This is a genomic window from Mesorhizobium sp. M0296 (assembly GCF_040321675.1).
In the GTDB taxonomy this organism is placed as follows: domain Bacteria; phylum Pseudomonadota; class Alphaproteobacteria; order Rhizobiales; family Rhizobiaceae; genus Mesorhizobium.
In genome coordinates, this window is sequence record NZ_JAMYRZ010000044.1 from 23,303 (window position 1) to 45,482 (window position 22,180).

Annotated in this window: 27 protein-coding genes; 11 read left to right on the forward strand and 16 right to left on the reverse strand. The window is 63.8% G+C overall.

Annotated features, from left to right (window positions below; translation table 11 throughout):
* Positions 1-132: 132 nt before the first annotated feature.
* Positions 133-828: an XRE family transcriptional regulator gene (locus NKI97_RS29655; RefSeq protein ID WP_352453499.1), complete on the reverse strand. Its 696-nt coding sequence runs from the start codon at positions 826-828 to the stop codon at positions 133-135.
* An 82-nt stretch (positions 829-910) separates the two neighbouring features.
* On the opposite strand from NKI97_RS29655, the gene NKI97_RS29660 reads away from it, so the two are divergent.
* The 3 genes from NKI97_RS29660 (at position 911) to NKI97_RS29670 (ending at position 2,674) form a co-directional block, all read left to right on the forward strand.
* Positions 911-1,327 carry a hypothetical protein gene (locus NKI97_RS29660; RefSeq protein WP_352837962.1) on the forward strand — a complete coding sequence of 139 codons (417 nt, stop codon included), beginning with the start codon at positions 911-913 and terminating at the stop codon, positions 1,325-1,327.
* A gap of 52 nt (positions 1,328-1,379) precedes the next feature.
* The gene (locus NKI97_RS29665) at positions 1,380-2,003 is read left to right on the forward strand and encodes a high mobility group family protein (protein ID WP_352453501.1); all 624 of its coding nucleotides are present in this window, start codon (positions 1,380-1,382) and stop codon (positions 2,001-2,003) included.
* Between the two features lie 65 nt (positions 2,004-2,068).
* Complete coding sequence (locus NKI97_RS29670) at positions 2,069-2,674, forward strand: DUF6456 domain-containing protein (protein WP_352453502.1); 606 nt, start codon at positions 2,069-2,071, stop codon at positions 2,672-2,674.
* A gap of 44 nt (positions 2,675-2,718) precedes the next feature.
* Here the strand turns inward: NKI97_RS29670 and NKI97_RS29675 are convergent, their stop codons facing one another.
* Both NKI97_RS29675 and NKI97_RS29680 read right to left on the reverse strand, forming a co-directional pair.
* Positions 2,719-3,024 (reverse strand): hypothetical protein, encoded by a 306-nt coding sequence (locus tag NKI97_RS29675; RefSeq protein WP_352453503.1) that lies wholly within the window; start codon positions 3,022-3,024, stop codon positions 2,719-2,721.
* 223 nt (positions 3,025-3,247) lie between these two features.
* Positions 3,248-3,565: a hypothetical protein gene (locus tag NKI97_RS29680; protein WP_352837964.1), complete on the reverse strand. Its 318-nt coding sequence runs from the start codon at positions 3,563-3,565 to the stop codon at positions 3,248-3,250.
* 219 nt (positions 3,566-3,784) lie between these two features.
* Here NKI97_RS29680 and NKI97_RS29685 point away from each other — a divergent pair, with 219 nt between their 5' ends.
* Complete coding sequence (locus NKI97_RS29685) at positions 3,785-4,063, forward strand: hypothetical protein (RefSeq protein WP_352617074.1); 279 nt, start codon at positions 3,785-3,787, stop codon at positions 4,061-4,063.
* Positions 4,064-4,291: 228 nt separating this feature from the next.
* Here NKI97_RS29685 and NKI97_RS29690 read toward each other — a convergent pair whose 3' ends face one another.
* The 3 genes from NKI97_RS29690 to NKI97_RS29700 all read right to left on the reverse strand — a co-directional run bounded on the left by NKI97_RS29690 (position 4,292) and on the right by NKI97_RS29700 (position 7,356).
* Positions 4,292-6,265 (reverse strand): acyltransferase family protein, encoded by a 1,974-nt coding sequence (locus NKI97_RS29690; RefSeq protein WP_352837965.1) that lies wholly within the window; start codon positions 6,263-6,265, stop codon positions 4,292-4,294.
* 188 nt (positions 6,266-6,453) lie between these two features.
* A complete protein-coding gene (locus NKI97_RS29695) occupies positions 6,454-6,675 on the reverse strand; it encodes an alkylphosphonate utilization protein (RefSeq protein ID WP_352837967.1) in 222 nt (73 codons plus the stop codon).
* A gap of 384 nt (positions 6,676-7,059) precedes the next feature.
* Complete coding sequence (locus NKI97_RS29700) at positions 7,060-7,356, reverse strand: hypothetical protein (RefSeq protein ID WP_023675661.1); 297 nt, start codon at positions 7,354-7,356, stop codon at positions 7,060-7,062.
* A gap of 260 nt (positions 7,357-7,616) precedes the next feature.
* On the opposite strand from NKI97_RS29700, the gene NKI97_RS29705 reads away from it, so the two are divergent.
* Positions 7,617-9,614: an AI-2E family transporter gene (locus NKI97_RS29705; RefSeq protein ID WP_502907134.1), complete on the forward strand. Its 1,998-nt coding sequence runs from the start codon at positions 7,617-7,619 to the stop codon at positions 9,612-9,614.
* Between the two features lie 124 nt (positions 9,615-9,738).
* Here the strand turns inward: NKI97_RS29705 and NKI97_RS29710 are convergent, their stop codons facing one another.
* The 9 genes from NKI97_RS29710 to NKI97_RS29750 all read right to left on the reverse strand — a co-directional run bounded on the left by NKI97_RS29710 (position 9,739) and on the right by NKI97_RS29750 (position 17,433).
* On the reverse strand, positions 9,739-10,674 hold the full coding sequence (locus NKI97_RS29710) for a phosphatidate cytidylyltransferase (RefSeq protein WP_352472202.1): 936 nt from the start codon (positions 10,672-10,674) through the stop codon (positions 9,739-9,741).
* A 22-nt stretch (positions 10,675-10,696) separates the two neighbouring features.
* Positions 10,697-11,359 carry a lysophospholipid acyltransferase family protein gene (locus NKI97_RS29715; RefSeq protein WP_031211476.1) on the reverse strand — a complete coding sequence of 221 codons (663 nt, stop codon included), beginning with the start codon at positions 11,357-11,359 and terminating at the stop codon, positions 10,697-10,699.
* A gap of 8 nt (positions 11,360-11,367) precedes the next feature.
* Positions 11,368-11,796 carry a hypothetical protein gene (locus NKI97_RS29720; protein ID WP_352743757.1) on the reverse strand — a complete coding sequence of 143 codons (429 nt, stop codon included), beginning with the start codon at positions 11,794-11,796 and terminating at the stop codon, positions 11,368-11,370.
* Positions 11,793-13,136, reverse strand: a complete 1,344-nt coding sequence (locus NKI97_RS29725; RefSeq protein WP_352837971.1) for a phosphatase PAP2/dual specificity phosphatase family protein — start codon at positions 13,134-13,136, stop codon at positions 11,793-11,795. Before NKI97_RS29725 ends, NKI97_RS29720 begins: the two co-directional genes overlap by 4 nt.
* Before the next feature lie 2 nt (positions 13,137-13,138).
* Positions 13,139-14,926 carry a bifunctional alpha/beta hydrolase/class I SAM-dependent methyltransferase gene (locus NKI97_RS29730; RefSeq protein ID WP_352837973.1) on the reverse strand — a complete coding sequence of 596 codons (1,788 nt, stop codon included), beginning with the start codon at positions 14,924-14,926 and terminating at the stop codon, positions 13,139-13,141.
* Between the two features lie 26 nt (positions 14,927-14,952).
* The gene (locus NKI97_RS29735; RefSeq protein ID WP_352837974.1) at positions 14,953-15,555 is read right to left on the reverse strand and encodes a CDP-alcohol phosphatidyltransferase family protein; all 603 of its coding nucleotides are present in this window, start codon (positions 15,553-15,555) and stop codon (positions 14,953-14,955) included.
* Positions 15,556-15,661: 106 nt separating this feature from the next.
* Positions 15,662-16,342 carry a hypothetical protein gene (locus NKI97_RS29740; protein ID WP_352770598.1) on the reverse strand — a complete coding sequence of 227 codons (681 nt, stop codon included), beginning with the start codon at positions 16,340-16,342 and terminating at the stop codon, positions 15,662-15,664.
* Positions 16,343-16,405: 63 nt separating this feature from the next.
* Complete coding sequence (locus NKI97_RS29745; RefSeq protein ID WP_352685157.1) at positions 16,406-16,927, reverse strand: Hsp20/alpha crystallin family protein; 522 nt, start codon at positions 16,925-16,927, stop codon at positions 16,406-16,408.
* Positions 16,928-16,956: 29 nt separating this feature from the next.
* Positions 16,957-17,433 carry an Hsp20 family protein gene (locus NKI97_RS29750; RefSeq protein WP_352744210.1) on the reverse strand — a complete coding sequence of 159 codons (477 nt, stop codon included), beginning with the start codon at positions 17,431-17,433 and terminating at the stop codon, positions 16,957-16,959.
* Between the two features lie 344 nt (positions 17,434-17,777).
* Here NKI97_RS29750 and NKI97_RS29755 point away from each other — a divergent pair, with 344 nt between their 5' ends.
* Together NKI97_RS29755 and NKI97_RS29760 are read left to right on the forward strand one after the other, a co-directional pair.
* A complete protein-coding gene (locus NKI97_RS29755) occupies positions 17,778-17,990 on the forward strand; it encodes a hypothetical protein (RefSeq protein ID WP_245274651.1) in 213 nt (70 codons plus the stop codon).
* Positions 17,991-18,127: 137 nt separating this feature from the next.
* Positions 18,128-18,397 (forward strand): DUF982 domain-containing protein, encoded by a 270-nt coding sequence (locus NKI97_RS29760; protein WP_352744213.1) that lies wholly within the window; start codon positions 18,128-18,130, stop codon positions 18,395-18,397.
* Positions 18,398-18,505: 108 nt separating this feature from the next.
* Here NKI97_RS29760 and NKI97_RS29765 read toward each other — a convergent pair whose 3' ends face one another.
* Positions 18,506-18,775 carry an usg protein gene (locus NKI97_RS29765; protein WP_023675672.1) on the reverse strand — a complete coding sequence of 90 codons (270 nt, stop codon included), beginning with the start codon at positions 18,773-18,775 and terminating at the stop codon, positions 18,506-18,508.
* A gap of 338 nt (positions 18,776-19,113) precedes the next feature.
* Here NKI97_RS29765 and NKI97_RS29770 point away from each other — a divergent pair, with 338 nt between their 5' ends.
* The 4 genes from NKI97_RS29770 to NKI97_RS35565 all read left to right on the forward strand — a co-directional run bounded on the left by NKI97_RS29770 (position 19,114) and on the right by NKI97_RS35565 (position 22,063).
* Complete coding sequence (locus tag NKI97_RS29770) at positions 19,114-19,428, forward strand: co-chaperone GroES (RefSeq protein ID WP_352453513.1); 315 nt, start codon at positions 19,114-19,116, stop codon at positions 19,426-19,428.
* 58 nt (positions 19,429-19,486) lie between these two features.
* Positions 19,487-21,118, forward strand: coding sequence for a chaperonin GroEL (gene groL, locus NKI97_RS29775; RefSeq protein WP_352743773.1), 1,632 nt, complete (start codon positions 19,487-19,489; stop codon positions 21,116-21,118).
* A gap of 103 nt (positions 21,119-21,221) precedes the next feature.
* Positions 21,222-21,437, forward strand: a complete 216-nt coding sequence (locus NKI97_RS29780; RefSeq protein WP_352472116.1) for a hypothetical protein — start codon at positions 21,222-21,224, stop codon at positions 21,435-21,437.
* Entirely contained in the window at positions 21,434-22,063 is a 630-nt protein-coding gene (locus NKI97_RS35565; RefSeq protein ID WP_502907135.1) for a DUF982 domain-containing protein, read from the forward strand. The genes NKI97_RS29780 and NKI97_RS35565 overlap by 4 nt, the downstream gene beginning before the upstream one ends.
* The last annotated feature ends 117 nt before the right edge of the window (positions 22,064-22,180 follow it).

The window sequence follows — 22,180 nt, forward strand, 5'->3', positions numbered from 1 at the left end:
CCTTGATGGCGTAAGTGCTTAAGAATCGCTTCTACATTTCCTCCGCCGCGTTCCTTCCAGCACCCCTCGTCCGGCTCGGCGCTGTGCGCCGATCCACCTTCTCCCACAACAAGGGGAGAAGGCAACAAGCCCTCAATACCCCAGCAATTCCTTGAGCGGGATGACGCGGAAGATGTTCTTGATGGCGTAGCGGTTGAAGGACAGCGTCTTGGGCGGGTTGTACTGTTCGACGATCAGCTCGGCGGCGGTGCGCTTGACCAGCTTCTTGATGAAGGCCTTGCCGTTTTGCTCGTTCTCCTCGGGCAGGGTCTCGATCACCACATGGTCGCCGGGCAACGCTTCGCGGCCGCCGCAATAGATCATCTCGCCGGGCTCGTAGCGCGGCACCATCGAATCGCTCAGCACGTGCAGCGCAAACACGTTGCGCAGATGCCGGATCCCCGGCGGCCGCTGGACATAGCCGGCCGGCTGGCCGTTGAAGGTGAAGTCGCCATCGTCGCCGCCGACGGCGGTGCCGAGAAGCTGGATGTCCATCGGCCCGGCGGGCAGGGGGCCGGGATCGGTGACGATCTCGGCATCGGCGACCGGTCCGGCATCATCGAGGAAAACGACCTCGCCCTTGCCGAGTGCCACCGGGTCGACGCGCAGGAAAGCGGCGGTCTTCAAAAGGTTCTCGGTCTTGGGCAGGTTGCGCCCGGTCTCCCAATTGCCGACGGCAGCGACGTCGGTGTCGTTGTGCTCGGCAATGTGACGCATCACCAGGCCGCGCTGCTTGCGCGCCCGGCGGATCGCCGCTCCGACCTTGATCGACAGTGCAGTTTTCGCCATGGCTCCATCTGTGGCATAAGATTCGGTTTAGTCTATGCAAGAATCGCTTGCATTATGATTTGAGTTATGCTCTTATGTAGGCATGCACAAGTCGCTTCGCCAGCTTTCGGTCCTTGAATCCGCCGTTCAGCGCGCCGGCAGCGCTCGCCTGGAGGTGGTACCGCAACCGATCGCCGGGGCCATGCATGTGCCAACCCTGTCCCCTTCGTCGCGGCTGTCCTCCTCCCCGGCCGGGACGATGCCCGAGGCTCGCGCCTCGGATCCGGCAGCGCAAGCGGCCGGAACGGCCGGAGCCGTTCCCCTCACGGCTCCGGCCACGAATTACCTGCCGGCCGGCAATGCGGATGCCGCGGTTTCCTGCATCCGCAGCGAAGACGGCACGGTCATCGCCTTCGACGAGCGGACGGGCAAGGCAGTGTCCGGCGCAACAAAGGCAGGCGGCCGAGATGAAGCTCGATCGCAGCAGACCACGCGAAGGCTGACCGGCTTTCGAGCCTGAGGCCGGCGAAGCCGGCGCCGCACACAACCATTTTTGCAGGGAATGAAACATCATGGCCGCCCGCTATTCCGCCTCGGAACTGGAACAAATCGAGAACTGGCTGATGAGCGGACTGTCGGCCGCGAAGATCGCCACCCGGTTGACCGCGCTGCGCGGCCGCCCGGCCTCGCGTGCAGCCATCATCGGCATCGTCCACCGCACCGCCCGTTTGCGCACCATCGGCCTTGCGAAATCCAAGGGCTGGTATGGCGGCCGGCTCGGAAATTCGGCGCCTGAGCCATCAAGCACTGCTGATCAAGCGCAGTCGGCCCCGAAGGCCGAGCCACGCTGCCGCCCGGCAAGGCTGTCGGCCAGGCTGGCGCCGCCGGCCTGGCAGCCCGGTCCGGCTCGGATCACCGGGACCGATGGCGCGCCGCTCGAAATGCCGGCACCGCGCCCGATCGCCGCCGGCGGTCGCCAGCCGCATTTCGCCGCCATGCGCTTCATCGATTGCCTGTTCGAGCGCTGCCGCGCGCCGCTCGATACGACGCTGCAGGAGGATGCGGAAAACGACGCCCCCGGCAGCCGGCCAGGTTTGGACATGCTGTGCTGCGGAATGCGCACGAACCCATCGAAAAGCTACTGCGCCTATCACGCTGCGCGCTTCCTGCGCACGCTGCCGGCCGAAGCGATTTGAGCTCGCTGCAATGAGGCTGGAAGTTCGCCAGAGCCCGACGACCAAAACCCAGGAGGACCGAGCCGATGAGCACCAAAACCGCCCAAAAGGCCAAAGCCAGGCCACCGAGATTGCCGAAAGGCGAGGCCGAGCAGGTGCGCATCCGCAAGGAGATCGGCCATGATTTCGCACTGAAGGACGACCGGTTCGGCCGCAAGCGGCTGGCGAAGGGGACGCAGGAGGGAGCGCGCCTCTATGAGGTCTCCAATGACGGCCACACAGCGACCGGCGGCATCGTGCGGGTGCGCAACGTCGACCCGCTGAGCGGCCTCACCTCACTGTCGCGCCAGCAGCGCGAGGCGGGCATGCGCTACCGCCAGGATTTCCGCAACTCGTCCGAGGCAACCGCCAAGCCGATGGCCTGGGCCGAGCGCGTCGACGGCGGCCGTACCGGCAGCGGCGTCGCCGAACACATCCTGTCCGCCGGCCGCGACCATGCCGAGGCCACCAGGGCGCTTGTCCATTGGGAGATCGCCGGCATCGTGCAAAAGGTCTGCTGTGCCGACGCAACGGTCAAGAGCCTGGCCGAACAGGCCGGCGAGCCGCGCGACGTGGTGGTGAAATTACTCAAGATCGGGCTCGACATATTGGCCGTGCATTACGGCATGATGCTGATGCGCAAGCCGAGATGAGGAGCCCCGCCGATCCGGCCGGCACTACCGGCCGGATCGATCCGTCAACGACGGCAGACACGGATTCTTTCGATGATCCGGTGGTGATGACGCCAGTGCCTGATGACTTCGGTGTGGCAGCGCCGGTGGTGGTACCGGTAGCGCGGCCTGTAGTCCTCGTCGTAGACATCATAGCGGTAACGGGGGACGTACTCATCGTCGTAATCGGAATACCGATGGTGGCGATAATAATAGTCGTCGTCATAGCCGTTGCCGATGCCGATCGTGACGCTGCCGCCGGCATTCGCCGGGCCGATCACGGAAGCCGCCGATGCGATGGCGATCACCGAGGCAAGCAGGAGCTTCTTCATAGCTACCTCCTTCTTTAACGTCCCTCTAATAGAAAAACCCCCGAGGGGCAGCCTCGTTCCATAGATTGGCAAGATGTAACGAACGGACGAGCCCGAAGTTTAGCGCCTGCTGGCGCGAAAACGCCGCTGGCTGCGCCGGGGTCGGATCGTCGACGCAGCGTGGCCGCTCCTCTCATCAAACAGCGGCAATCGCGCGTCAGTCCCGTCTTTTGCCGACGTCTGCCTACAGAACATGGCCCAATTCCAGCAAAACGAACGCGGTCGCACCCAGCACAGCGAGGGCGTAGGCCGCATAAAGAACAAGCAGCATTACCTCAAAATCCCGGACGAAGCTTGCGGCAATCCTGGTCTCCTTAGGCTCCGCTTTCTCGATGCGGTCGGTTTCCAGCTGCTCCGTTGCCACGACGAGGCAGACAATCCTGTCGTTGTCGGCCGCCTGTAATATCCGTTCCGTCAAATCGACTGCAATCACTGGATCATCGGCCAACTGATCCCGCGATAGCCGGCTTTCAGTGACGGTCTGGATTTCACGCTTGCTCACGCACGCATAATTGCGTCGACTAAATTAGGTTCCACTAAAATAGATAGATTGCCTCGACCCGATCACGACGTGGTGAGGCGTGAGCCCAGCTGGGCGGGGAACCCCCGCCCGAGGTCCGCATTTGTCAACTGTCGGGGCGAATCGCGATCCGCATCCTCCGATCAAAGGGCGCGGGCTTCTTCATAGGCTGCTACGGTGCGCCATTGCTGGTAGGTCGCAATGCCAAAGCAGCCAAACTCTCATATCGCGAACGCAGCGCCGACGTCTTCAGTGCCGACCGGTTATGACGAAGATCGCATGCTTACTTATATCCGGCTGCTCGACGCGTCGGCTGAAGGGACCGATTGGCGTGAGGTCGCCCGCATCGTTCTGCACATTGATCCGGAGCAGGAGCCGGAGAGGGCTTTCCGGGCGTGGGCGACACATCTGGCGCGTGCACGATGGATGACCAGGAAGCGGAACGAGTTGCGCCAATTGCATGATGAGTGGTGGGGATGAGCACTATCTAAGCGGAACTGCCGTCTCGGTCTGGCCGTTGAGGGAGGAGGCCAACATGGAAAAGCGCCCAATGACTTCTTGGCGAGCCGATACTTTCGAGCTGTGCTGCCTTCTTGCAGTTCCGCTGTCGCTTATCCTTACGGTTTTCCTGGCGGGTCTTATCCTTAGCTGACCCCCGCATGGTTGCTTGCCGAGGGCTGGGTCGTGATCCGACAAGATCCGGAACCGTTACTTTACGGCCGCCGCCATCACATCCGAAAACAGCGCCCGCTCCACTGCCGGTTCCAGCGTTTCGGCGAAGGGCGTCGCCAAGTGGTGGCGGTCGCGGAAGGCTAGTTTGCCGTCGATGAAGACATGGCAGGTGGTCTGGTCGCAAAAGCGGTCGGTCATGTCGATGTAAGCAGCGTTCGGTGTCGAGCGCACGATATCGCGCTCGATGGTGGCGATGTCGTCGTTTGCCGCCATGATCCTCGGCGTGTCGCATGTCGCGGGCGCCGGGCCCCGCCATAGCGCCCGCGCCACGCATTTGTCGGCGTAGCTTGCATTGTAGGGAACGTCCCTGATGACCGCGACCTTGATGCCGGCCTCGCTGAAGGCTTGAAGCGTCCAGGTGAGGCCCGTCCTCCACTGCGCTTGCCAATCGGCGTGCTTCAACTCCTCGGGCGATTCTTTCATCACATTGCCGATCGAGAATTCCGAGATCACCACCAGTTGCGGATGGAGCGCGATGATGTCCTTGACCGACTGCTCGCGCCATTGATCGCATTCGGTGTAGTCGCGCTTCAGCCGCCAGTTCCAGGTCGTCACCCGCGAAGCCCGGCAGGAGGATTTGAGAAAGGTGACGACGCGAAAGTCGTTCTTCTCGGCCGCCTTGATCAGCGGCGTCGACCAATGGTCGGCATGCGAGTCGCCGAACAGCACGACCGAGCGCTGGGCATCCTTGCGGCCGAACATGCAGGGTTTTGGCTTGACGGTCTCGAAATCGAGCACGCAGCCGCCATTGCTCGCGCGCACGGTGGAGAGCTGCGCGGCGCTGTCGGCGATGACGTGCTGTTCGGGGCCGAGATTGTGCTCGGCAAAGCGCGCATTGCCATAGGCCGCGACCACGCCGGCGCCGGTCAGCGCGACGGCGGGCACCAGCGCCCGCGCTGCTCCGGCCATCAGCCAGCCGTTGCGGCGGATCGGGTTCTCGATGAAATGATAGGTGGACATCGACAGAAGCAGCGTCAGCGCCGCGCAGGCAAGGCGGTCCAGGATGGACAGGCTGGGAACCACCATCGCCGCATAGACGATGACCGGCCAGTGCCAGAGATAGAGCGAATAGGACAGCCGGCCCAACCATTGCATGGGCGGCAGCGCCAGCACGGCGCTCGGCAGATTGCGGCCGCCGCTGCCGCTGAGCAGCAGCAGCACGGTGCCGGCAACAGGCGCCAGCGCATTCACCCCGGGAAACGGCGAGTCTTCGTCCAGCATCAGATAGGCCCAGGCGATCAGCGCCAGACCGAGGCATGCCTGGAGCGTGGCCAGCAGCGGCCGGTCGCGCCAGATCTTTGCCGGCGCCATGGTCGCGAGGCCGCCGGCGGCGAATTCCCAGGCCCTGAGCGGCGAGAAATAGAAGGCCCAGGGCTGCGACACTTCCGTCAGCCAGGCGCAGGCGGCGAAGGAGGCCGCGCCGGCGACGCCGATGACGATTATAGCGGCGCGCTTGCCGGGACGCAGCAGCCAAGCGGCGGCAAGAAGCAGCGCCGGCCATGCCAAATAGAACTGTTCCTCGACCGAGAGCGACCAGAAGTGGATGAACGGGTTGTTGGTGGCGTCGGCGGCGAAATAGTCGAACGACCAGCGGATCAGCCAAAGGTTGATCATGTAGGCGGAGGCGAACATGGCGCCTTTCGAATAAAGCGCCTGTTCCTCCGGCGACAGGATGAAATAACCAGCAAACAGCGTGGCGAGGATGACGAACAGTGCCGCCGGCAACAGGCGCCGGGCGCGCCGGGCGTAGAACCGCCAGAGGTTCAGCCGCCCGGTCTCGGTGATTTCCGTAATCAGGTGTTTTGTAATCAGATAGCCGGAGATGACGAAGAAGATGTCGACGCCGGCAAAGCCGCCGGGCAGGCCGGACAGACCAAAATGGAAGGCGATGACACCCGCCACCGCCAGCGCGCGCAGCCCTTCGATGTCAGGCCGAAATGATGCCGACACAATCACCTCATGCAAGGAATGCCCACCTCGCAGAGGCTCGACCCGATGCGACGATATTGCAATGCAACAAATCTAACGCAGTGCAACATAGGGGGAGGGCGCGGCTCCTCCAGTTCTTCGCGTGGGCGATTCACATGAGCGATTCGAGAGCGACTGATATGGAAGCGAAGCGAAGGGTGCCGAGGCGATCACGCCTTTTTCAAAAACTCGGTCTTCAGCACTAGGCCCTTCACCTGCCTGGTGCTGCATTCGATCTCGCCGGGATTGCCAGTGAGGCGAATATTCTTCACCAGCGTGCCGCGCTTGATCGTCTCCGACGTGCCTTTGACCTTGAGATCCTTGATCAGGGTCACGGAGTCGCCCTCGTGCAGCGCCGTGCCATTGCCGTCTCTTATGATCGCGTCGGTCATGGCAGGTCTTTCGTGGGACTCCGATGCGGAGGTGGTTGGCTCATTACCCGGCCTATCCCACGGTTGGCGGCGAGGTCAAGCGTGCCGGGGGCAGCGTGCCGGTAATCAAGCGTGCCGGCCGCTAATGCCAGGCGGACGGCCGACCGGAAAACCCGGATTGTGAGCAGACTGGGACCCCCTGGGCGGTAGCGGCATTGCCGCTTCGCGACATGCGCTCCGGCCAAGCCATGCCAATGGCGCCACGGCAATCGAAGTCGTGGCCTTTTACGCGGATATTCCGGCACGAGTTCAAATAGATGAGCGCCCGACCGTGCGGACAGGAAGGTCGCACAGTGACAGACCTGCCCGCCCTTTCGCTTGGTGCGTTATTTCAATTGGCAACGATCACTTGTTGGCGCCACCGAGCTGGTTGGCCATCTTGCAGAAGTCGGCATGCATCGTGGCAATGCCTGCGTCGCTGCATTCCTTCAACATCATGGCCCGGTCGCTCGTGGACATGGCCATCCATGCCGCCTTGAATTCGGCTTCCGACTTCATGGTCTTCATGCCGGCGTCGGTGAAGAAGGGGTTCATTTTCTGCGGATCGTCGAGCGCCGAAGTGCCAGTGGCACCGGCGGCAAGCGCTGCGCCGGTCATCATCGAAAGCGCCATCGCGCCCATGCAAAGCGTCTTGATGTTCATGATCATTCCTCCTGAGCTGCTGCTTTGAGGTTGTCCATCAGCGATCTACGAAGGAACGGTGTTTTGATCCAAAAGTTCCACGTTCTGGCGCAGACATGGAACAGGATTGCCCGTGACGTCATTAATGCAAAAAATTCTACCATGACTGAATTTGCGGCGCTGCCGACCAGGGCAATCGGCGTCCAGCTGGGTGAGACGCTGCGAAGTTGCACGCCGGCTCAATATGCCCGATCATGGCGACGGCGGGGCGGAGGTATCAAGTGGCGGCAAATCGTCGAAACGACGCGCACCTGTCGGAGCCCCGGCGGGCGGGCATTGTTTCCACGGCCAGGGCGCTTCCACGCACATCGTTGCCCAGCGTAGCGTCGGTCGTGACGGCCGTCGCGGCGCTCTATTTCGGGCGCGAGGTCTTTCTGCCGATCGCAATCGCGCTGCTGCTTACCTTTGCGCTCGTGCCCATGGTGTCGGCACTCAAGCGAGCCGGCATTCCGCGTCTTCCTGCCGTGATCGCCAGTGTGCTCGGCGCATTCACGGTGCTGGCTCTGTTCTCCTTCATCGTCGCCACACAGGTCAGTGAACTGGCGCAGAACATTCCGCTTTACCAGGCGAATATCCTGACCAAGGTCCGGTCGCTCAAGGAAACCGGCGTCGGCGGCGGCATCGTTTCCAGATTGAGCCGGGTGATCGAACGCGTCGGCCAGGAGCTCGACAGACCCGAGCCCGCACAACCCGCCGCCGATCAGCCTCCGCGGGAACCGATCCCGGTCGAAATCGTCGCGCGCGAACGACCGCTCGAGGTTCTCCAGAATCTGATCGGCCCGCTGCTGAGCCCGCTGGCATCGGCCGGACTGATCGTCGTGGTCGTCATATTCATGCTGCTCGAGCGGGAGGACCTGCGCGATCGTTTCATACGCCTCGTCGGCTACGGCGATCTGCACCGAACCACCGAGGCGCTGCAGGATGCCGGCAAGCGCGTCGGCCGCTATCTGCTCATGCAACTGGTCGTGAACATCGTCTATGCCGTCCCGATTGCCATCGGACTTTGGCTGCTGGGCATACCCAATCCATTGCTGTGGGGCTTGCTGGCGCTGGCGCTGCGCTTCGTTCCCTATATCGGCCCGGTCATTGCGACGTTGTTGCCTCTGTTCCTGGCGCTTGCCGTAGCGCCCGGCTGGTCGCTCGTGCTATGGACCGCAGGGCTTTTCGTCGTGGTCGAACTGATCACCGGCAACGTGATCGAACCCTGGCTCTACGGCTCGCGCACCGGGCTGTCGCCATTGGCCATCATCGTTGCGGCGATCTTCTGGACCTGGCTCTGGGGGCCATTGGGCCTGGTTTTGTCGACGCCGCTCACGGTCTGCCTCGTCGTGCTCGGCCGGCATGTGCCGCAGTTCGAATTCCTCGACGTTCTGTTCGGCAACGAACCCGTGCTCGAACCGCACGCCCGGCTTTACCAGCGGCTGTTGGCCGGCGATCCCGAGGAAGCGACGGACCATGCCGAGGAGATGCTGGACGAAGAATATCTGGTCGAGTTCTACGACAAGGTCGCGATTCCCGCACTTCTGCTCGGCGAGCAGGACCGGGTGCGTGGTGTGCTGAGCGATGAACAAAGACAGCAGGTCGCGGGCAGCGCGCTGACGATGGTGGCGAACCTCGACGACAGCGCGCAGGAGGAGGCGGAAGCGGACGACACGGCCGCGGCCGAGGACAACGGCTCACGCGAGGACAAGCACGTTCAGGGGGAGGTTCAGGGCGAGGAGTACACCGAACTGCCGGATGGCACGGGCATGTCGGTGCTGTGCGCCGGAGGGCGCGGCGAACTCGACGACGCGGCGGCCGCCATGCTGGCGCAGGTGCTCGAAGTCCAGGGCGCTACGGTGTTGAGAGCGAGCTTCGCCGAGATGGAACCGGGGAGCATTCGCCGCCTTGAGCTCGACGCCGTCGATAGTGTCGTCGTCGGATTTTTGAACCGGGATTCCGTCAAGCACGGGCGGTTCCTGGTCCGTCGGCTGAAACGCGCCAAACCAAGGTTGCGAGTGGGCATTGTGTTGTGGTCGGAAGCCGACAGCGACAACCAGGAGGCAGATGCCAGATTGGCCAACGAGATCAACGCCGATTTCGTCGCACATGGCATGGTAGGCGCGGTGCTCGGTGCGTTGTCCAGCGCTCCGCCGGTGGCGCTGAAGACCACCGCCAAACGCCGCATGCGCCGCCTGACGCCGGCGCGCAAGAAAGAGCCGCTCGCCGCGGCAAAATGAGCGCGGCGAAGACTGCGGCAGGTCGGGTTATTACCGCTTTCGCGAAAGTGGTAATAACGAAACGGATCAGGTTATCTTCGCAAGGTCGCGCTGAACCGTCCGCCGCGGCAAACGGCGCCAACCTTCATACGGTCCAGAAATAGCGCACCGTATGGAAGAAGACCGGGGCGGCGAAGACCAGGCTGTCGGCACGGTCCATCATGCCGCCATGGCCTTCGATCAGATGGCCCCAGTCCTTGACGCCTTGATCGCGCTTGATGGCGGAGGCGACCAGCCCGCCGAGGAAGCCCATCAGGCAGGCGATGAAGGCGACGCCGGCTGCCTGCAGCGGCGAGAACGGCGTCAGGAACGACAGCAGCGCGCCGAGCAGGCTCGATGCCGCCAGCCCGCCGACCAGCCCCTCCCAGGTCTTCGACGGCGAGACCATCGGCGCCAGGAGATGCCGGCCGAACAGCTTGCCGAAAATATATTGCAGCACGTCGCTGCCTTGCACGGTGATGATCAGGAAAGCGATCAGCAACAGGTTGCGGCCTTCGAAGCCTGGCACCTCGAGCGTCAGCAGCGCCGGCACGTGGCTGACGCAGTAGACCGAAATCATCACCGCCCATTGCTGCGCCGAGACGCGCTCGAGAAAGCGTTCGGTGTCGCCGTGCAGCGCGGTGATCGCCGGCATCAGCAGGAAGCAGTAGACCGGGATGAAGATGGTGAACAGGCCGTACCAGGCGGTCCACACCAACCAGTACTGGAACGGGATGACGATGCCGAACATGCCGAGCAGCACCCAGTGGTCGCTGCGGCGGCTGTGCGTCAGCGTCACGAATTCGCGCAACGCGGCGAACGAAATCAGCGCGAACAGGATGGTCATGCCGGGGCGGCCGAAGAAAAAGGCGACGGTGATCGCCACCACCATCACCCACCAGGCATTGATGCGCTGGGTGAGGTTGACCAGCGTCGGCGACAACGGCTTTGGCGCGCGCCATGACAAGACGCCGGCGACGACGCTGGCGCTGATCAGCACCGCCAGCAGGCCGACAATCAGAATGAGGGTTTCGTGCATCATCGGCAGCATTTTGCCTTGGTCCTCAATCGTCTCGCTGCGGCCGGGGGTTCAGCGCCAGCAGCGTTTCGCGGGCGCGGTCGAGAAAGGCGCGGCGTTCCTCACCCGGTTGAATGGCGATCGGCGCGCCGAAGACGACACGGCAAAGCAGCGGCACCGGCACGAATTGCCCCTTGGGCAGCACCCGCGACATGTTCTCGATCCAGCACGGGATGAGTTCGACATCGGGCCGCGCCATCGACAGATTGTAGAGGCCGGAGCGGAACGGCAGCAGCGGTTCGTCGGTCATGTTGCGCGTGCCTTCGGGAAACAGGATCAGCGAATGGCCCTGGTCGAGCACCGACAGCATGATCGAGATCGGGTGCTGCGTTTCATCCGTCCACTGCCGGTGGATCAGCACGGAAGACAGCATGTCCTCGGCAATGAAACGGCGCAGCCGCGTCTTGCTCCAATAATCGGCGGCCGCCACCGCATGGGTACGGGCGCGCTCCTTCTCGCTGAGGCAGGCCGACAGCAGGATGAAATCGCCGTGGCTGGCATGGTTGGCGAAGTAGATACGCTGCCGGTCCGATGGCTGGCTGCCGTTCCAGATCGGCCGCACTCCGGTGACCACCCAGGCCAGTGCCGACAGGCCGACCGAGGTCACCGTCTGCAGCAGGGTATAGGTGCTGACGCGAAGCTTTGTCATGGACGGGCTCAAAAGAATGCCGCGACGACCGAGGCCGCCGCGAACAGGCCAAATGCGATACGCTGCTTGGCGAGCAGACGGCGCGTGCCGGCCATCCGCTGGTCGAGCGAGCGGCCGCCGGCCGCCGTGGGTTTCAGCCGCATGCGCGCCAGCACGTCGTCGATCGCCGCACCGCCGCCTGCTTCGCTGGCGTGGCTGGCCATCAGCCGGAACAGCAGCGCGTCGAACAAAAGCAGGGCCGAGAGAATAATTGTGGCTATGGCACCCGCGGCGGCGATCAGCCAGGCCGCCGCGGACAGCGACGATGTTTGCGGCGCAGCCGCCAGGCCGATGACTGGCGCCGCCAGCGAGGCAGCAGCAATCAACAGCAGCGGCCATGCCACCTGCACAATCAGCCCGGCGGCGAACGTCTCGGCCTTGTCTCGAAAGGCGGTCATGTCGCCGCGTCCATGCCAAGATGCACAGGCCGGCCCGCGGCGGCGAGCTGGCCTCGCGCCTGATCCGGCGTGGCGGCCCGGCCGCTGGCGACCAGCCATTCGGCGACGACGGCGGCGCTGCGTTGGAAGCCGAGCGCACAGCAGACCAGCACCGTGCCCTGGCTCTGCGCCGTCTCGATCGCCGCCACCGCTTGCGCACGCGCCTCGCGAGACGGCGGCAAAAGGTCGACCATGGGCAGGCTCAACCAGTGGATCGAGGCGCGACGCGGCCTTTCCAATTCGCCGGCAAGGTCGATCACCGTGCCGAAGGCGTCGGCCTCGGCGGCGGTCGGAAAACGGCCAAGGCAAACACCGTCGGCAATGACGATCTGCGCCGGAAGCTTTCGCGTCCATGCCCACACATTGACCTTGGCGGCAACCCGGTAGGGCCACAGCAGAAGACGGCTGGCCAGCGACACGCGGCCATCGGCTGTTTTCTGGAACACCTTGGCGCCGGCGCCGGCATAGGCGAAAGCGACTATGGCCAGCGCCAGTGCCGGCCACAACAGGATGAGCCACAGCGCCGAGACCAATGCGCCGGCAGCAGCGCCGGCCAGCGCAAAGGCTGCGCCAAGCGCATAGAACAGCGCCAGAAGCCGCGCTTTCGGGTCCGCGGTCAGGCGGAAGCCGGCGAACGGCAAGGCGCCGTCGCGCGGAAACAGCCACAGCGCGAAAAGGCCGAGCAGCGCGCCGGTCGGAATGTCGATGAAATGGTGCTGCCACGTCGTCAGCACCGAGGCGCCGATCAGGAAACACCAGACATGCCAGGCGACGCCGGCGATGCCGGTCAATCTGTGACGCCAATGGTCCCAGATGATGACCAGCAGCGCGATGTGCAGCGACGGCGCCTGGTTGAAGGGTTTGTCGAAGCCGCCGAGTACGGCGAACATGAAGCCGGGCAGACCGCTCGTCTGCGGGCGCACGAACGTGGCAGTCAGCGGGAACAGGATGAAGCAGGCGACGGCGACGATCTGTGCCGTCAGATAGCGGCCGGCGAGGCGGTCGACGCCGCTCTTCGAATTGTTCAACAGCAGCGACAAGCCGTAGAACAGGTTGATCGACCAGTAGGGCACGATCGTCCAGGCAAGGAACGGGATGCCATGCTCCCAGCCAAAGACGATGCTGCCGACGTCGTCGCGCCGCGACGCCAGCCAGTTGGCGAAGCCGTAGGTGGCGTAGAAGAACGGCGCCAGAAATGACAGCCACAGCGCGGCGCGCAGGACTATTCCGGGATACGGCTCGTGCGGCAAGGCCGGCAGGGCAGGGGCATCGCGAGGAACGGCAGAGGCAGGCAAGTCCATGCTCAGACGCGCCGCGCGACCGAAACGGTGAAGATGCCCCACTGGTCGATGCGCTGGTCGAGTTTCTCGAAACCGGCGGCCGCCACCAGCTGGTCCATCTCGGCCTGCGTGCGGCGGCGCATCACCCAGGCCTGGCCGCCGCGGTGCGAGGTCAGGCTGCGCGCGATCATCTCGAGCTGCGGATGCCAAGGCTGGTTGGTGTAGACGAGCAGGCTTCCGGGCTGCACGGCGCTGGCCAGTCCACCGAGCGAGCGGGCGATCATGGCATTGTCGGAAAACAATTCGTAGAGCCCCGAGACGATGGCGAGATCCGGCGCCGGGTCGAGCCCGGCCAGCATCGTGGCGTCGAAGGCGTCACCTTGATGGAACGAGACGGTCGCCGGCAGCTTGCGCTCGGCGATCAGCTTGCGGCCGAGCGAGACGTTCAGCTCGGAGAAATCCTGCAGCCGCACGCTTGCCGGCGGCGCGGCGCATTTCTGCACGGCATCGAGCACATAGCGGCCATGGCCGGCGGCGATATCGACGATATGGACCGGCCGGCCGGCGGCCTTGAGCGAGGCGGCGGCGCTGCCGATCAGCTCTTCCAGATGCAGCTTGCGCTGGCGGATGCCGCGCCAGCCGATGGCATCGAGAAAGGTGCGGTCGATCATGCGGCCGATGGGGCTGATGCCGCGCGCCTCGTTCTCGTAGACATAGTCGAGCGTCGAGCCGGAATCGAAGCCGGTGGCAATCCCCGTCTTCATGCCGGACGACAGCCAGGCGCCCATGCGGATCGAAGCGCGGCTGATTGTCCAGTAGAGCCCCCTGGGAGACAGCAGCGGCAGCGGCGAGGCCAGCCGGTCGGCCTCGTCGCGTGTGTAGCCGGCACGGTCGGCCTCGGTCAGGTCGACCGGCTTTTCCGGCGCTGTGAACTGCCTTTCGAGGAAAGGCCTGATCAGGTCGAGTGCCTTGTGGCGGTCGCGCTCGCCCAGCGTGTCGTGAAAGAAGCCGGGCAAAATATGCCGCTCCTTGGCCGGGCTCGCCAGATTGACGAAAAACTCGTGCTGCGGTCCATGCCGCACCACCCAGTCGCTGCCGGAGATCAGAAGCTGTGTCGGCACGGTGATGGAGCGGGCGTCGGCGACGATGCGCGCGGCATGGTCGTAGAGCTCGACCAGGATGTTGGAGGCGATCGGCCGGGTGATCAGCGGGTCGGCGTCGAAGGAGGCGATGCGCTCGGGGTCATGCGTCAGGAATTTCGCCTTGACGTAGGAATTGACGAAGAAGCGGCCCTTCAGCTTCTGCCACAACGCAATGCCTTGCTTGGCGAAGGGTACGTAGAGCTTGACCGAGAAGGCCGGCGAGGCCAGCACCAGGGCGCGAATGTCGGGCGCGTAATCGTGCACCCAGGCGGCGGCAAGCACGGCGCCGAAGGATTGCGCAATCAGCGCGATGTCGCGCCGGGTAAAGCCGTCGCTGCCGATCTCGCGCACAAAACAATCGATGTCGCGCACCAGCGCGGCAAACGACGGCGCATAGCCGCGTTCGCCGGCGGAGCGGCCATTGCCGCGCGCGTCCCACGCATAGAAGGCGTGGTCGGGCATCTGGAGCTCGTCGACCAGATGCGCCATCCGGCCGCCATGCTCGTGGCCGCGATGGAACAGCAGGATGGCGCCCTTGCGGTTTTCCGACAGCGCCGGCCAATAGCGGTAGAAGATCTCAGTGCCGTCATGGCTCTTGAAGCTGCGCTCCTGCGCCACCCGCTCGATATTGGCTGAAGCCACTGCGGCAACCGTCTGTTGGTGAAGCATGTTGTTCTCCCTGGCGAGACCGGAATTCAGCTGCCGCTCCCGTTAAGGCCGCTGCGTATCCGGTTGATGGCGGTCGCCAGCGAGAGTGTAGCCATGGCCGGAAACACGAGCGGCGTGAGCGCCGGGCCCCACAGGCCGGACGCGATAAGCACGGCGAGGATGCCGAGCGCCAGCGCCCGGTCGCTTTTGCCGAACGGGCCGGCATAGTTGCGCCCGGTTCCCGCGGCGATGCCGAGCACGCCGGCGAACTCCGTGATCATAGCCGCGATCGCACATGCAACGACGCCCCAGGCAGGAAAAATGACGGCAAAGGCCAGGATCAAAGCGAGATCGGAGACAACATCGCAGAGCTCGTTGAGATACATGCCGAGCTTCGAGGCCTGGCCATGTTCCCTCGCGAGCATGCCGTCGATGGCGTTCAGCGCCATTCGCGTAAACAGCACGAGCGGCATCAGCAGAAAGACCACGCGGTGGCCGGCAAGGGCTGCCACCACAAGGCCGGTGGCGAGCGAGAGGGCAGCGGCCAGCAGCGTGATCTGGTTGGCGGTGACGCCGGCCCTGGCCAGGCCGTCGGCAAGCGGCCGCAGCCTGGCCTGGAAGGCCGGTTTCAGCGCATAAAGCGTCGGCATGTGCGAACCCCCCGGCCGCGGTGCAAAGTGATGTTGGCGAGGATGGTCAATTGGCGCGCAAGACGCAAGGGCGGCGCCCACCACTTTCCGCAAACTTGCCGGACGGCTATGTCCTCGCTTTGACCGTGTCGCCCGGGAACCGTGCGGGCAAGCTTTCTTCGGCCGCCGCCCATGCGCGACTATGGTAACGCCGCAGGATGAGAATGCATGTCGCGAAGACCGCCAGCCCGCAAATCACGCCGGGCGACATGCCCCCGCCGAAAGCGGACTTAACAACGATGCCGGTGAAGACGCCGGCAATGGCGCCATTGATCGTGCCCACCATCCCCGCGGTGGTCATGAAATATTGCAGCGGCGAGGGTCTGAGGCCCTTGTCGACCAGCACCGCCGAGGGGTCGTCATGCGTGGAATTGACAAGGTATTTTTGCAGAACGGGCGCCAGCTCGACGAAATAGTGGCGGATCCGGGCCATGCCGCGGGCATGCACCATGTCCTCGATGGCAACCTGTACAGCGCGAACGAAGGTGACCAGGCCGATGAAGAAAAGGCAAGGCAGCAAGATCAGGCTGAACAACACGAACGGCCTGCCCATCTCCGTGACCTGCGCGACGAAGGACAAGGCAATCGTTGCGCTCGAGACCGAGGTCAGGAACAGATCGGCTCGCTGATTCGCTTCCTGAATGGTCGCGGCGCGAGCGTTTTGCAGCACGAAATGCTCGGTCGTCAGGCACTGCAGGGCCTGCTGCGCCTGGTCAGGCGGAACCGGAGCGTCGGGAGAACGGGTCATCGACATTTGCCCGCTTCTGCCCGCCGGAACCGGCAGGCAGAAGGGGCGTCGTCCTACGAGCCGTCAGGACTTGCCGTCGCCGCCGGTGATGGCGATACGCTTGGCCTTTGCCTGGGCGCGCTCCGTCTTGGGCAGCGTCACGCTGAGCACACCGTTCCGGAACGCGGCGTTCACCTTGTCTTCGTCGACTTCGTAGCCGAGCGGGATACGCCGCTCGAAACGGCCATAGAAGCGTTCGGAGAACTGCCTGTCCTTGTCCTCGGTCTCTTCGCGCTTCTCGCCGCGCAGCGTCAGCACGCCGTCATCGAGCAGCAGCTCGACGTCCTTCGCGTCCATGCCGGGGATCTCGGCGGTGACGCGGATCTCCTTTTCGCCATCGGCGATGTCGATACTGGGCCAGCTGACGCGGGCAGCGGAGAAGCCACCGAGCGACGGCAGCCTCGTGTCGAAGCCGCGGAACGCCTCGTCGAACAGGCGGTTCATTTCGCGATGCAGCGTCAGGAAGGGATCGCGATCGGCGTCACGGAACAGGCTGGGGGTCTGATTGTTCTCCCGGCCCCAGGGAATGAGATCACGAATAGCCATTGCATAGTCTCCTTTCTCGACTGGTGCATTCAGGCAGCCTGCTTGTTTGCTTCGCCCTGCGCGACCTTCGGCCCGGTCTTCGGCGAGGCGACATCGGTCGCGATGGCGATGCGCCGAGGCTTCATCTCCTCGGGCACCTCACGTACCAGATCGATGCTGAGCAGGCCGTTGTCGAGCGAGGCGCCTGCGACCTTGACGTGATCGGCAAGCTCGAAACGGCGGGTAAAGGGCCGTGTTGCGAGGCCATGATGCAGATACTCTGCGTTGTCCGGCTCCTTGTGCTGGCCGGAGACAATCAGGAGGTTGGGTTCATGGGTGATTTCGAGGTCGTCCTCGGAAAACCCGGCTACGGCGATAGTGACGCGGTAGTTGTTCTCGCCGCTGCGCGCGATGTCATAGGGCGGCCAGGTGTCGAAGGCCTGCGGCGCATTTTCCAGCAGGTTGAAGACGCGGTCGAAGCCGATGCTCGACCGATAGAGCGGGGAAAAGTCGAATGCGGTTCTCATAGCTACATCCTCCATCGAGCAACATAGATACGAGGGACGCCAAAGAGCTGGCGCTCCCTGGTTCCGCCGGCCCCATTTCGGCGACCGGTGCCTTCGATTTGGTTATTGTCCGCCGCAAGTCAAGACCCGGTGGCTCTCGCGTTGCCGGTTTTTCGGGCCGGTTTTCGGTCGGTTCGGCGAGGCTGCCAATCTCGCCACAAGTGGGGAGATGTCCGGCAGGAGATTGCCTGTTGGTTTCAATTGCCAACGCTGACTTCCCCGGCCGGTTATTGTCTGCAGCAGGTCAAGACCCAGATTTCTTGTGTTGCCGGGCCCGTTCCCGGCACTCGCAGATGGAGCTGACCATGACACGCGACGAGATCATTTCTGTGCTGGGCCCGGTCGACGAAGCCGTGATCGCCGACATTGCGGCGACGGACGGGACGGTCCAGGAATTGCGCGAGGCCCTGGCGTGGATCGCCGCCGACGAGGCGTTGGTGAACGAGGGCCGACCGCTGCCGACGGCAAGAGTAGCGACGCTGATCGAACTGCTGCAAGGGCCGGACGAGGAGGAATAACCGGCTGTCGCCGCGATGCTCTTGAACCGCGCAGAGAGACGAACCATGTCCTTCAGCGGCGCCGGCCGGCCGCCGGTGCCGCCAGCATAACGTTGCTTGCTCAAACAAGAAGACGATCAGAAAACAAGGAGGAGGTGATGGACGACGTCCGCTTTGCCGAGCCGATCACGTTGAAATTCCAATCCAGCGAGCGCAAGGTCGCCAGCAGTTGGGAAGCCATCGAATGCATGCGCCAGCAGTGGCCGGACCGTGCACGCGGCCGGAGTTGGCGCGCCGCCTATCGGACCTGCCGCGACGCGCTCGACGGTTGGCGTACCGCGCGTGATGCGCGCAAGGCCTTCGTCCGGGCGGCGCGCAAGGGCGGATTGCTCGCATCGGCCCGCAAGCCTGTCGACCGCGCCGGCTAGTCCGGACCCCCTCCGATATTGTGAGATCCAAAACAAGTGGGAGAGGCAGCTGCCTTTCCCCCGCTTCGGAGACTTTGTCCGCTGTCTAGCGGCAGATCGGCTTGCTCCTCAGTGGACGGTGATAATGCCGTTTACGGCCCGCCATTCGGAGGGCTGGATCAGGTGATGATGAGCCACGCGCACCGAATGCAGCGGGCCTTCGATCTCGCGCTCCCAGAAATCGAGGAAATGCTTCAGCGTCGGGAAATCGGGGGCAATATCGTATTCCTGCCAGATGTAGAGCTGCAGAAGGCTTCGATGATCGGGCAGGCGGTAGTGGATCTCCGCCGTGGTGAGGCCAAACCCTTGCATCTGGAGCTGAAAGTCCCTGCTGATCATGCAATCCTTCCTTTCCCAATGAACCTCCGTCTGCAAAACGCCTCGCCTTCCACATAGGTTCCAGCCGCCGCACGCGGCTCAGGAGACGGGCAGATTTGGAAATCCGGCCGGGTCATCGCGCCGGAAACGGCGAATGTGCGAACAATTACAGCGTATTGGCACTCTCAGGTGTCGAGTGCTAAAATTTTTGCGTGATCCTCTTGAAAGCTGAAAAAAGCGCGACTAGTTCGTATGCGCGCGATGCCTGAATGAAGGGGTCGCGACCCCGTGCCGGGCCGATATTGCCGGTCCGGTCAGGAGGATGTTCGAAAATCTGTTTGTCGCGAGAGGAGAACGACATGGCGTTTCGTCCATTGCATGACCGCATCCTGGTCCGCCGCATCGAGGTCGACGAAAAGACAGCGGGCGGCATCATCATCCCCGACACCGCCAAGGAGAAGCCGCAGGAGGGCGAGGTCATCGCCGCCGGCCCCGGCGCGCGCGACGACAGCGGCCAGTTGCGGCCGCTCGACGTCAAGGTCGGCGACCGCATTTTGTTCGGCAAATGGTCCGGCACCGAGATCAAACTCAATGGCGAGGATCTGCTCATCATGAAAGAGAGCGACGTGCTGGGCGTGATCGAAGCCACGGGCGAAATGAAGAAGGCTGCCTGAGCGGGGCCTGAACAAGCATTCCAGTCGACGAAAAGCTGCCTATCGAAGGAGTGTTCCAATGGCTGCCAAAGATGTGAAATTTCATACCGAAGCCCGCGAGAAGATGTTGCGCGGCGTCGACATCCTCGCCAATGCGGTGAAGGTGACGCTCGGTCCCAAGGGCCGCAACGTTGTCTTGGACAAATCGTTCGGCGCGCCGCGCATCACCAAGGACGGCGTGACGGTGGCGAAAGAGATCGAGCTTGAGGACAAGTTCGAGAACATGGGCGCGCAGATGGTGCGCGAGGTCGCCTCGAAGACCAGCGATACCGCCGGCGACGGCACCACGACCGCGACGATTCTGGCGCAGTCGATCGTCCAGGAAGGCGCCAAGGCGGTTGCTGCCGGCATGAACCCGATGGACCTGAAGCGCGGCATCGACAAGGCGGTCGAAGCAATCATCGCCGAACTGAAGGCCAATGCCCGCAAGGTGACCAGGAACGACGAAATCGCTCAGGTCGGCGCCATCTCTGCCAATGGCGATGCCGAGATCGGCCGCTTCCTCGCAGAGGCGATGGAAAAGGTCGGCAATGAGGGCGTCATCACTGTCGAGGAAGCCAAGACCGCCGAGACCGAGTTGGAAGTGGTCGAAGGCATGCAGTTCGACCGCGGCTATCTCTCGCCATATTTCATCACCAACCAGGATAAGATGCGCGTCGAGCTCGAAGAACCCTATGTGCTGATCCACGAGAAGAAGCTGTCCAACCTGCAGGCCATGCTTCCCGTGCTCGAAGCCGCCGTGCAATCCGGCAAGCCGCTACTGATCATCGCCGAGGACGTCGAAGGCGAGGCGCTGGCGACGCTTGTCGTCAACAAGCTGCGCGGCGGCCTGAAGGTTGCAGCCGTCAAGGCGCCGGGCTTTGGTGACCGCCGCAAGGCCATGCTCGAAGACATCGCCATCCTGACCGGCGGCACGGCGATCTCGGAAGACCTCGGCATCAAGCTCGAGAACGTCACGCTGGAGATGCTCGGCCGCGCCAAGAAGGTGCTGATCGAGAAGGAGAACACCACCATCGTCGACGGTGCCGGCCGCAAGGATGAAATCCAGGCGCGCATCAGCCAGATCAAGGCCCAGATCGAGGAAACCACCTCCGACTACGACCGCGAGAAGCTGCAGGAGCGGCTGGCCAAGCTCGCTGGCGGTGTCGCCGTCATCCGCGTCGGCGGCTTGACCGAGGTCGAGGTCAAGGAGCGCAAGGATCGCGTCGACGATGCCATGCACGCCACACGCGCGGCGGTCGAGGAGGGTATCCTGCCCGGCGGCGGCGTAGCGCTGCTCAGGGCGGCGAAGGCGCTCGACAACGTCGCCGTCGACAATCCCGACCAGAAGACCGGCGTCGAGATCGTGCGTCGCGCCATCGAAGCGCCGGTGCGCCAGATCGCCGAGAACGCCGGTGCGGAAGGCTCGATCATCGTCGGCAAACTGCGCGAGACGGCCGATTTCGGCTATGGCTGGAACGCGCAGACCAACGAGTTCGGCGACCTCTACAGTCAAGGCGTCATCGACCCGGCCAAGGTCGTGCGTACTGCTCTCCAGGGCGCCGCTTCTGTCGCCGGCCTGCTGGTGACGACCGAGGCGATGGTGGCAGAGAAGCCGAAGAGGGAAACGCCCATGCCTCCGATGCCCGGCGGTGGCGGCATGGACTTCTAAGGCCAGGCTTCCAAAGCGCGACTTCGAAACGGCAGATGGACCGTGTCCGCCAAAAGCGGGCACGGTCTTGCCGGTCCGGGACTGATGCTGAGCAGGTGTTGCCATGGATATGATGGACAGTTTTGGAAAGATCGCGGCGCCGACCCGCCCGAAAAACGATTTCAACTATGAAACCGACTGCAGGGCGGCGCTGGCGCCTTTGGTCGACGGCTTGCTGGATATGGCCGAGTCGGCCGGCTGGGACCGCCGCAAGGCGGCCTACACGCTGATGTTTCTGTCGGCTCAACGCGTGGGGGCCGGCACGGAGGAGCGCAAATGATCGCGGCGCGGATGCGCGAATGCCTGCGCCTGCTGCGTTGGTCGGAAACCGATTTCGCCGAAGAGGCGGAATACCCGCTCGCCAAGGCAAAGGCGTGGCTCTACGGGCGCGAACATCCGCCGCTGGGCGTGGCGGCTTGGCTCGAGGCGCTGGTCAAGGTGCATCGGCTGCTGCCGCGGCCGGGCATGCAAGCCGTATTGCATTCGCCGATCGACGCCGTCCTGCAGGCGGATCGAAGCGCCCGCGCGGTTGAGTTCCGAAAGGAGCCGATCGAGCCAGGAAAGGAGAGTATCATGGATCGTGCTTCGTTCGACAAGCCGATTACCATCCTCACCGGCCTCGGTACGCCGACGAAGATAGAAAGCGCGGCTGAGGCTTATGCGCTTTTGGCTGAGTGGCCGGCAACGAGCCGGACGGCCGCGCATGACATCGCCGCCAAGGCCTGCCGGGCGGCAATGGAAGGAGAGATCGACGGCGAGACGGCGCGCGCCACCTTCGTTGCCTTCGCCCGCCGCAACGACCTGCTTGCGCCGCAGACGAACGGGATGGTTGCCGGCGAGAGCGTTGCTGGCGCGACGATTGCCGACTGGGCAACGCGCCCACAGCGCGTCAACGCCCCGGCCTGAGCGGCTGGAGAAGTCGCCAATCTCCCCCCTTGAGGGCAGGGGAATCGCATATGGCGATTTTGGGGTTGAGTTTAGGCTGAGAAAGGATTCTTTGGAGAGGCAGTTGAGCGAAGGAGC

Excerpts from the sequence above, each read along its gene's own strand:
- NKI97_RS29760 (WP_352744213.1), top strand. The coding sequence starts at position 18,128 with ATGGACGACGTCCGCTTTGCCGAGCCGATCACGTTGAAATTCCAATCC.
- NKI97_RS29700 (WP_023675661.1), bottom strand. The coding sequence starts at position 7,356 with ATGAACATCAAGACGCTTTGCATGGGCGCGATGGCGCTTTCGATGATG.
- NKI97_RS29730 (WP_352837973.1), bottom strand. The coding sequence starts at position 14,926 with ATGCTTCACCAACAGACGGTTGCCGCAGTGGCTTCAGCCAATATCGAG.
- NKI97_RS29770 (WP_352453513.1), top strand. The coding sequence starts at position 19,114 with ATGGCGTTTCGTCCATTGCATGACCGCATCCTGGTCCGCCGCATCGAG.
- NKI97_RS29715 (WP_031211476.1), bottom strand. The coding sequence starts at position 11,359 with ATGACAAAGCTTCGCGTCAGCACCTATACCCTGCTGCAGACGGTGACC.
- NKI97_RS29655 (WP_352453499.1), bottom strand. The coding sequence starts at position 828 with ATGGCGAAAACTGCACTGTCGATCAAGGTCGGAGCGGCGATCCGCCGG.
- NKI97_RS35565 (WP_502907135.1), top strand. The coding sequence starts at position 21,434 with ATGATCGCGGCGCGGATGCGCGAATGCCTGCGCCTGCTGCGTTGGTCG.
- NKI97_RS29665 (WP_352453501.1), top strand. The coding sequence starts at position 1,380 with ATGGCCGCCCGCTATTCCGCCTCGGAACTGGAACAAATCGAGAACTGG.
- groL (WP_352743773.1), top strand. The coding sequence starts at position 19,487 with ATGGCTGCCAAAGATGTGAAATTTCATACCGAAGCCCGCGAGAAGATG.
- NKI97_RS29755 (WP_245274651.1), top strand. The coding sequence starts at position 17,778 with ATGACACGCGACGAGATCATTTCTGTGCTGGGCCCGGTCGACGAAGCC.
- NKI97_RS29780 (WP_352472116.1), top strand. The coding sequence starts at position 21,222 with ATGGATATGATGGACAGTTTTGGAAAGATCGCGGCGCCGACCCGCCCG.
- NKI97_RS29765 (WP_023675672.1), bottom strand. The coding sequence starts at position 18,775 with ATGATCAGCAGGGACTTTCAGCTCCAGATGCAAGGGTTTGGCCTCACC.
- NKI97_RS29675 (WP_352453503.1), bottom strand. The coding sequence starts at position 3,024 with ATGAAGAAGCTCCTGCTTGCCTCGGTGATCGCCATCGCATCGGCGGCT.
- NKI97_RS29735 (WP_352837974.1), bottom strand. The coding sequence starts at position 15,555 with ATGCCGACGCTTTATGCGCTGAAACCGGCCTTCCAGGCCAGGCTGCGG.
- NKI97_RS29670 (WP_352453502.1), top strand. The coding sequence starts at position 2,069 with ATGAGCACCAAAACCGCCCAAAAGGCCAAAGCCAGGCCACCGAGATTG.
- NKI97_RS29725 (WP_352837971.1), bottom strand. The coding sequence starts at position 13,136 with ATGGACTTGCCTGCCTCTGCCGTTCCTCGCGATGCCCCTGCCCTGCCG.
- NKI97_RS29750 (WP_352744210.1), bottom strand. The coding sequence starts at position 17,433 with ATGAGAACCGCATTCGACTTTTCCCCGCTCTATCGGTCGAGCATCGGC.
- NKI97_RS29710 (WP_352472202.1), bottom strand. The coding sequence starts at position 10,674 with ATGATGCACGAAACCCTCATTCTGATTGTCGGCCTGCTGGCGGTGCTG.
- NKI97_RS29685 (WP_352617074.1), top strand. The coding sequence starts at position 3,785 with ATGCCAAAGCAGCCAAACTCTCATATCGCGAACGCAGCGCCGACGTCT.
- NKI97_RS29720 (WP_352743757.1), bottom strand. The coding sequence starts at position 11,796 with ATGACCGCCTTTCGAGACAAGGCCGAGACGTTCGCCGCCGGGCTGATT.
- NKI97_RS29660 (WP_352837962.1), top strand. The coding sequence starts at position 911 with ATGCACAAGTCGCTTCGCCAGCTTTCGGTCCTTGAATCCGCCGTTCAG.
- NKI97_RS29740 (WP_352770598.1), bottom strand. The coding sequence starts at position 16,342 with ATGACCCGTTCTCCCGACGCTCCGGTTCCGCCTGACCAGGCGCAGCAG.
- NKI97_RS29745 (WP_352685157.1), bottom strand. The coding sequence starts at position 16,927 with ATGGCTATTCGTGATCTCATTCCCTGGGGCCGGGAGAACAATCAGACC.
- NKI97_RS29695 (WP_352837967.1), bottom strand. The coding sequence starts at position 6,675 with ATGACCGACGCGATCATAAGAGACGGCAATGGCACGGCGCTGCACGAG.